At 59.2% G+C, this 8,859-nt stretch carries 5 protein-coding genes; all 5 read left to right on the top strand.

Going from position 1 to position 8,859, the window contains the following annotated elements:
- The first annotated feature begins 43 nt into the window (after positions 1 to 43).
- Positions 44 to 6,943, top strand: a complete 6,900-nt coding sequence (locus HV798_RS31400) for a hemagglutinin repeat-containing protein (RefSeq protein ID WP_246289360.1) — start codon at positions 44 to 46, stop codon at positions 6,941 to 6,943.
- 538 nt (positions 6,944 to 7,481) lie between these two features.
- Positions 7,482 to 7,688, top strand: a complete 207-nt coding sequence (locus tag HV798_RS31395) for a hypothetical protein (protein WP_175195138.1) — start codon at positions 7,482 to 7,484, stop codon at positions 7,686 to 7,688.
- Between the two features lie 14 nt (positions 7,689 to 7,702).
- Entirely contained in the window at positions 7,703 to 8,029 is a 327-nt protein-coding gene (locus tag HV798_RS31980; protein ID WP_217481205.1) for a MafI family immunity protein, read from the top strand.
- Positions 8,030 to 8,264: 235 nt separating this feature from the next.
- A complete protein-coding gene (locus tag HV798_RS31385) occupies positions 8,265 to 8,456 on the top strand; it encodes a hypothetical protein (RefSeq protein ID WP_343038599.1) in 192 nt (63 codons plus the stop codon).
- Positions 8,457 to 8,504: 48 nt separating this feature from the next.
- Positions 8,505 to 8,859 (top strand): hypothetical protein (locus HV798_RS31635; RefSeq protein WP_217481204.1); only part of this gene is annotated, 355 nt, incomplete at its 3' end.

Genomic DNA, 8,859 nt, shown 5'->3' with positions numbered 1-8,859 from the left:
GACGTTGGACGCCAACGGCGCAATCACCAATCGCGCCGGTTCCGTGTACGGCGGCTCGGTGTTGCTGCGCGCATCCAGCCTGGACAACACCGGCGGCAAGCTCACCAGCGGGGCAGGGCTGACCGCCAACGTCGCAGGCGCGGTCGACAACACCGCCGGCACCCTGGCCGGCGCAGGCGCGGTGGCCATCACCGGCCAATCCATCGTCAACGCGACAAGCGGCGTCGTCTCGGGCGACAGCGTCGCGCTGCGGGGAACGGCCGGCATCAACAACCAAGGCGGTTCCGTCCAAGCCAACGGCGCGCTGCGCGTGGACACGGCCGGCGCCTTGAACAATCAGGGCGGCAAGCTTCTGGGCGGCACGGCTGATATCCAGGCGGCCAGTCTGGATAACCGCAACGGCGTTGCGCAAGCGGACGGCAAGCTCACCGTCGCCAACACCGGCGCCTTGCAGAACCAGGGCGGCGGCTCGTACGGCGGTTCAATCGACGTTAAAGCCGCGAGCCTGTCCAACACCGACGGCAAGGTCGTCAGCGGCGGGGCGCTGGACGTAAACACCACCGGCAACCTGGACAACACTGGCGGCACCGTTGCCGCCCAAGGGCAAGCCACGCTGAACGCGCAGACCTTGTCCAACACTCGCGGCATCGTCGCCGCGGGAAACCTGACGCTCAAGACGCAAGGCCTGCTGAACAACAGTGCTGGCCTGATCCAGGCCGACAACCTCCTGGCCTTGACGGCCGGCAGCTTGAACAACCGCGACACCCTCGCCAATGGTCTGGCCGGTGCGGGCGCGGCTACGCCAGGCGCCCTGGGCGTCATGGGCCAGCAAGTCACCTTGAACGCAGGCGCAGTCAACAACCAGGCCGGCCGCATCGGCGCGGGCCAGGACCTGGGCGTTTCCACCGGCACGCTCGACAACACGTCGGGCAACGTCTCGTCCGACGCCAACGCCAAACTTGCATTCAGCAGCCTGGCCAACCGCAGCGGCGCAGTAACCGCCGGCAATTCGCTGGAACTCGTCACGGGCGACCTGGACAACGACGGCAAGCTCCACGCCGGCCAAGACCTGAAGATCACCGCCAACACCCTGACCAACCGCGCCACCGGCGAACTGGTCGCGGGGCGCAACACCGAACTGAACATCAGTGCGATGCTGACCAACGCGGGGCTGATCGATGGCGGCTATACCCGCATCGGGGCGGGCACCTTGCTCAACACGGGTCGCATCTACGGCGACCGCATCGGTATTCAGACGCCGACGCTCATCAACGACCCCAATGCCGTCATCGCGTCGCGCGGCGACCTGGACCTGGGCGTGGGCACGCTGACCAATCGCGAGCATGCGCTGATCTACTCGGCGGGGGATCTGCGCGTGGGTGGGGCGCTGGACGCAACGGGCAAGGCGACGGGGCAGGCGCAGTCGCTGGTCAATGAATCGGCCACCATCGAAGCGGAACGCAACGCCGATATCGCGGCGGCCAGCATCCAGAATCGCAACTTGCACTTCGCCAGCGAAACAGTCGAAACCAGCCGCGGTCCCAAGCTCTACTACCGATTGGAGAACGCCACGGAGTTCTTGGACGGCTCCAAATTGTGGCTGTGCGATTCGGTCACCACGGCCTGCGGCAAAGACCCGGTGACATTCCTGGATGATGATTCCGAGCGCCGCCTGCTGCTGCCGTCCGACAAGTATCCCGAGTCTCGCTACGGTCCGCCGTTCGACTACGTTCAGGGCGTAAGGGGCAAAGAGGGCCGAGACGCGCCGATTCCGCCGGCCTATCTGCCGGACCCCTACGTGTGCGGCCCGGGTGGGGACGCTTGCAACTACGAGAAGGGCGGCCCCCGCTACAAGGCGGGCGACGGCGTGTGGCGCGTGTTCGGCGTGGCTGAACCCGTCCCCGTGCCGCCCATGGTCGAGGTCAAGTGCAACATCAACCAAACCTGCCAGGTCTCGACGCCGGAACGCGACCAGGCCTTGGCGACCAACGAAGCTCGCCATAAGGAACTGGAAGGCAAGATCTACGCCTTCAACGCGGATTTCAATAGCCGGCTGGTCAAGAACTTCTTCTACTACAAGGTGGAAGAAATCGTCATGGAAAGCCGTACGACTTCGACGGATCCCGCCAGGATCATCGTGGGCGGCGCGGCCAAGTTCACCGGTACGGTGACCAATGACAAGAGCCGCATCGTTGCGGGCGGCACCTTGTCGGCGGTGGGGCCAGCGATCAACAACCTGGGCGCCGAAGGTCTCCGTTCAATCGAGCGGACAGGTTCCGAAGTCCGGACCGTAGCCAAGGGCGGCGGCCGTGACGAACGCTGGTCTGACTACAAAGATGTCGTAGCGCCCGAGCGCATTGATCTGGCCATCGCGAGTTCCGATGGCAATACTGCGCTGCCTGCCACCGGCAACCAGAAGCCGGGGGGCAGCAATGTGACCGGCCCGCTTCAACCTGCGCAGTTGATTGAAATCGGCACCCCCGGCAAGTTTGTGATCCGCGTGCCGACGCTGCCGCCGGTCATCCCGACCAGCGCGTTGTATCGGGTCATGCAGGCGCCCAACGCGCCGTACCTGATCGCTACCGACAGCAAGTTCCTGGGGCAGCGCCAGCCGCTTTCCAGCGACTTCCTGCTGCAGAAGTTCAATCAAGATCTTGGCGTGATCCTCAAGCGTCTGGGCGACGGCTTCTACGAACAGAAACTCGTTGCCGAGCAAGTCATGCTGGCCAGCGGCCAGCGCTTCGTGGGCGACTACACCGACAACGAAACCCAGTACAAGGCGCTGCTCACCGCAGGCGCGGACTTCGCCGCCAAGTTCGGCCTGACCGTCGGCACCGCGTTGACGCAAGAGCAGATGCGCCAACTGACGGACGACATCGTCTGGCTGGTGGAACAGACCGTCACGCTGCCCGATGGCACCCAGCAAAAGGTGCTGACGCCGCAGGTCTACCTGGCCGTCAAGCCAGGCGATTTGCGTGGCGACGGGACGTTGATCGCCGGCCGTGACACGCAGATCAGCACCACCGGTGACGTCGCCAACAGCGGCACCATCGGCGCACGCAATGCGTTGATCGTTGACGCTCAGAACGTGCGCAACACCGTGGGTTCGATGCAGGGCAAGACCGTCAACCTGAACGCCCGCAACGACATCGACAACATTGCCGGGTTGCTCAAGGGCGACAAGGTCGCCCTGAGCGCGGGGCGCGATATCAATCTGCAAGCCAGCACACAATCGAACGCCAGCGGCGGGGTGAGCAGCACGCGTGTCGATGGCGTGGCCCGCATCGATGCCGGTGATCTGAACGTGCAGGCTGGCCGCGACATCAATGCCCAGGCCGCTGGCGTTTTCGCAAGTGGCGACGCGCGCATCAAGGCAGGCAACAACATCAATCTGACTGCCGTCCAGGAGGAGTACGCGGAGTCGTACAACTACGGCTCGAAGAACCGGTCGGCAATGCGTTCAACCACCGAGGTCGGCTCGCGCATCGTCGCGGACGGAAACCTGACGCTGATGGCGGGCCAGGACGTCAACGCCCGCGCGGCCGAGGTCACCTCGGACAAGCAACTGGCTGTCGGCGCCGGGCGCGATATCACCGTGGCCGCCGGCACCAACAGCAATTACGCGTACAACGAGACCTACTACAAGAAGCGCGGGTTCCTCTCGAGCAAGAGCGAACACCGCAAGACAGAAACGGACTGGACGACGTCGGCTTCCTCGACCTTCACGGGTGACACCACGGTGATGATGGCCGGCCGCGACCTGAACGTCGTCGGCTCCAATGTGGCGGCCCAGAACGACCTCGTCATGTCGGCCGACCGCAACGTCAATATCGTGGCGGCGCAGAACACATCCGAGGAGTACCAGTACGAGAAAATCAAGAAGTCTGGCTTAGGGGCGACGGGCGGCTTGAGCTATGGATCACGCCAACAGACCGACATTCTCGAAGGCGACAAGGTGCTGCATACCGCGAGCACGGTGGGCAGCGTCCAGGGCAATGCGCTCATCAACGCCGGAAACTCGCTCAATGTCGTCGGCAGCAATGTGCTGGCACGCGAGGGCGATGTGACGATGATGGGCCGTGACGTGAATATCACGGCCGCGATCGATACCGCCCGCGAGAAGGAGTTCCACGAGGTCAAGCAGAGCGGGTTGAGCATCAACGCGAGTACGCCACTCTTGAGTGCGATGCAGACCGCCAGCAAGATGGGCGACGCGGCGGGCAAGACCGACAACAAGGTCATGCAGGGGCTAGCACTGGCCACGACCGGATTGGCTGGCGTCAATGCCTATGACGCGATCCAGGCCAACCCCAGCACGGCGGGCGGCCTGAACATCAATATCGACCTGGGGTCGAGCAAGAGCCAAAGCACCACAAAGCGTGAATCCGCGTCGGTTCGTGGGTCCACCGTGGCTGCTGGCCGGGATCTGACGGTTATCGCGCAAGGCGGCGGCCAGGCATCCAACGTGATGGTGACAGGATCGAGCCTGTCGGCCGGCAACAACGCGGCCATCAAGGCGGACGGCGACATTGTTCTGCGCGCCGCTCAGAACACCTTCGAGCAGCACAGCACGAACCAGAGCACCAACGCCAGCATCGGCGTCGGTGTGACGGTGGGCTCGCAGGGGGTGGGTTTCACGCTGAATATCGCGGCCAGCGCTGCGCGCGGCAAGGCCGATGGCAAGGACACCAGCTGGACCAGCAGCACCGTGACGGCGGGCAACGTGCTTGGCCTGCAGTCGGGTGGCGACACGTCGCTGATAGGCGCCATCGGTCAGGCTAATCAGATCGTGGCGTCGGTCGGCAACAACCTGCGCATCGAGACCTTGCAGGACATAAGCACCTACGCGTCCAAACAGCAAAGTGCGGGCTTCGCAGGCAGTCTTTGCTACGGCTATTGCACCAGCAGCATATCGGCCAACGTGTCTCAGGGCCAGATGAAGAGCAACTTCAAGTCGGCCTCGGAACAGGCGGGCCTGAAGGCCGGAGATGGCGGCTTCATCATCGATGTCAAGAACAACACAACGCTGATCGGGGGACTCATCGCCAGCAGCGACAAGGCCGTGGCCGATGGGCTGAACGTGCTGGCGACGGGCACGCTGGTGACCGAGAACCTGAAGAACAGCGCCAGCTACAAGGCGAGCCAGGTCGGGATCAGTGGGGGATACGGCTGGAGCGGCTCGGGCGGTAAAGAGGGCGGCCTTGGCACGGATGCCAAAGGCAACGTGGCCAGTGGCTCGAAGGCGCAGCCGGGCACGCACGTGTCGCAGACATCGGGCGGGCTGGGAATGGGAACCCCGGGGGTGGCCGCCGCCAGCGGCCGAGACAGCTCGACCACGTATAGCGCGATCAGCGGCGGCACTGTCGTGATCCGCGATGAGGTCGCCCAGCAGAATCTGTCGGGAATGACGGCAGCCGAGACGATCGCCTCGCTCAACCGAGACACGTCGTCCGATACGTTGAACGCGCTCAAGCCGATCTTTGACAAGGAGAAGATCGAGGCGGGGTTCGAGATTGTATTGGAGTCTCAACGGCAGGTGGGGCAGTTTCTGACGACTCGGGCGAAGGAAGCCAAGGCGCTGGAAGACGCGCTGAAGAATGAGCCCGAAGGACCGCGTCGAGATCAATTGCAACGGGCCTTTGAGGATGCGAAGACGTGGGCGCCGGGCGGAGAAAGCCGTCGTTGGCTGACCGCGATCATCGGGGCTGTGAGCGGCAATGTGACCGGTGCGGCCAGTGACGCGCTACAGGCTGTCGCGGTCAACTATTTGCAAGGGCTGGCGGCGTCCCAGGTAAAGGAGATCGTCTCTGCACTAGGAGACGGGCCGCAGGCGGAAGCTGCTCGCGCCGCAATGCACGCGATCGTAGGGTGCGTGGGAGCAGCAGGAAAAGGCAGCGATTGCGGTGCGGGAGCACTGGGTGCGGGTTCTGGGGCTGTGCTCAATGCGCTGCTGGGTGGCGACGCATCAAAGATGACCCCGGAAGAGAGGGAGGTGCGTCGCAACTTGATCGGCTCGCTGGTAGCGGGAATCGCGCAAGCGTCTGAGGTGTCTGGCGCCGAGGCAGTTTTTGCGGCGATCAATGAGACGGAAAACAACGCCTTGAGCGTGCAGGAACATCAAGCGCGAATTGAAGAAAAGGCGGCATGCAAATCCGAAACAGTATGCGAGCGGCGCGTCGCGAAAAAGTACCAGGAGATCGACGCTGAGAATCGAAAGGCGTTGGCCCAGTGCGCGAGCGTGGACGTTTGTAAGGCAGAAATAGAAGCAGCAGCAGCGCGGCTTGGGGAGTACGGCAGCCGAATTGCGAATTTGGAAGAAAAGCTGCGCATGGAGGGCGGGCTGAGCGCTTCCGAACTGGAGGAGTGGTCACTTCTAAAGATGTCCGCGTCGTTGCTGCTGGATGTTGATCGCAATGCTGCGATCAAGAATTACCTTTTGCTGGGCGGCGATCAGGCCAAGCAGCTTGCGTGGGATGAAATAGGGAAGGCGGGTGTGGCAGGGGCGGCAGCGGCAGTGGGCGCTGTCGGCTCTAATAAGACGTCGGTTGCTGGAGTGAAAGGCAGTGGATCAGCCACAGGACGGCCAATACAATCGGAGAATGACGAGGCGAAAGCTTCGGCTTTGAGCGGAGCAAAGTTGTCAGGCAGCGGCGCGAGGTTTGCCGACCAAGCCAAGCTTGATGACCACTTTGCGCGTCATGGCAGTGACTTTGGGGCAAAAAATGCGCTTGAGTACCAAGCACAAGCTGATAAGTTCTTAACCTCCTCGAAACCTGCGGGCGTGCTTGAAAAAGCAAGACCTAATGGAGATGTTGTGCGCTACAACCCAGGGACCGATGAATTTGGTGTCGTATCAAGTGGGGGAAGTATTCGCACGTACTACAAGCCTGATCCAGCTGTGCATGGTAAAGGTTCAAATTTGGACTATTTTAATGCCCAATAGTAATCAAAAACATGTATGTCCGGTATGCAAATATCCGGATCTGAATGAACCAGCGTATGACAGTTTTGGCTGCGCCTCGTACAATATTTGCCCATGCTGCGGGACGGAGTTTGGGTATGACGACTCGACAGCGACTCATTCAGATTTGCGTAAAAAGTGGGTTTCTGGCGGAATGCGGTGGTGGAGCCAGCATCAAATCAAACCTAATGATTGGGATCCGGTCAGGCAGCTAAAACGAATATAAGGTGGAATATAAGGTGTCAGACTACGCTTTCGGCCTTGAAAGGGCTCTTTGCAGACTTGCAGCAAAATCAGGTGTAGCAAAATAAGGTGTCAGACTACGTTTTTGGCCTGAAGATGGCTGTGTAAAAACGTAGTCTGACACCTTATTTTCAATTGCGTAGCATTGCACGTGCGCTGGGACAAAAGTACGGGGTTGATGAAGTTGTGATCAATGGTGGAGAGAGAACGTCTGTGCAAATCCTGGGAAAATACCCCGTAGCATAACGATAAAGGTGAGTAAATGATAATAATTCGAGTGACCGGCTGGAATGTTGGTTTCAATAAGGTTCAATTCGGTTCTCTGCTTCGTGAGTATTGTGGTTTTTCCTTATCGGAAGGAAAAAAATGTGTGGATTCAATACTCAAAGGCAAGGTTATTGAGTTGGTTGTCGATGAGCAGAAATCAGTAAGATTTTTGGAGCAAGCCTCGCAGTTGGGTGCCATCTGCGAGTTGGGTGATTAGAGCCAAGAAATAAGGTGTCAGACTCTGAGGTTTCCGCACGAATTTCCAGGGACAAAATAAGGTGTCAGACTACGTTTTTGGCCAAAATAAATAACCGAATTAAACAGCTAGGTGAACAACTGACCGATAGGTTGGATCCTGCGTTGGTTAGTTATGCGCTTGAATACGTCGATCATTCTGAGAGTGTGCTGGCTCTTGAAACTTTATGTGATTTCATTGCTGATGGTGATATTCTGATAACAAAACTTGAATATCGTCATATTATTGATTTAGTTAGAGACATGAATATCGACATGACAAATAGGTATATTTATATAAATCCAGATAATCATTCCTCATGAAAATATGGTGTCAGACTACGTTTTGGCCTGAAGATCGCTGTGTGGAAACGTAGTCTGACACCTTATTTCTTTGACTGTTTTCGAAGCCGAGCTCCAACGGATCTTCCCATCGGCCAGCAACGGCAATGCACATAGTAGCCACGGTTCGCCGTCCCGAATGGAGCAGGTGCCGTTGTAGATATTGCACTTGCGTTGCTTGAACGTAGACGGAAGCTGAGGTCTCAAGCCAGGCGACCTGCGTGGCGACGGGACGTTGATCGCCGGCCGTGACACGCAGATCAGCACCACCGGTGACGTCGCCAACAGCGGTACCCTCGGCGCACGCAATGCGTTGATCGTCGACGCTCAGAACGTGCGCAACACCGTGGGTTCAATGCAGGAAAATAAGGTGTCAGACTACGTTTTTGGCCTGAAGAAGGCTGTGTGAAAACGTAGTCTTATACCTTATTTGTACAAAATGAAATTAAGAGGAAGTTTGACCGAAAAGCTGTGCCGCGAGCAGCTACTTATGTCATGGGATGGCATTAAGAAAGGGGATGCGGGAATAATGCGTATTCTTATGGAAAGGATTCCGAAGGTTCACAGCGCGTTTGTTTTGACTTGGACGCCTGAGCAGTACGAGGATATTTTTACCATTCTTGTAAATGGGGTGTGCGTAGTTTCTTTTGAGGTTTCAAAAATTAATTCTACGGTTACTGATTACGAGTGTGCTGATGTGGGTGACCTGCCCCCCGTTTTCCGGGCCAACCTGATCTTAGTAGAGTCCGTCTCACAAGAGGACGGACATGAAGAAGCGATACACCGAAGAGCAGATCATCGGCTTCCTGAAG

It is taken from the genome of Achromobacter deleyi, assembly GCF_902859705.1.
Classification (GTDB): domain Bacteria; phylum Pseudomonadota; class Gammaproteobacteria; order Burkholderiales; family Burkholderiaceae_B; genus Achromobacter; species Achromobacter deleyi.
This window is presented reverse-complemented; position numbering and strand designations above follow the sequence as displayed.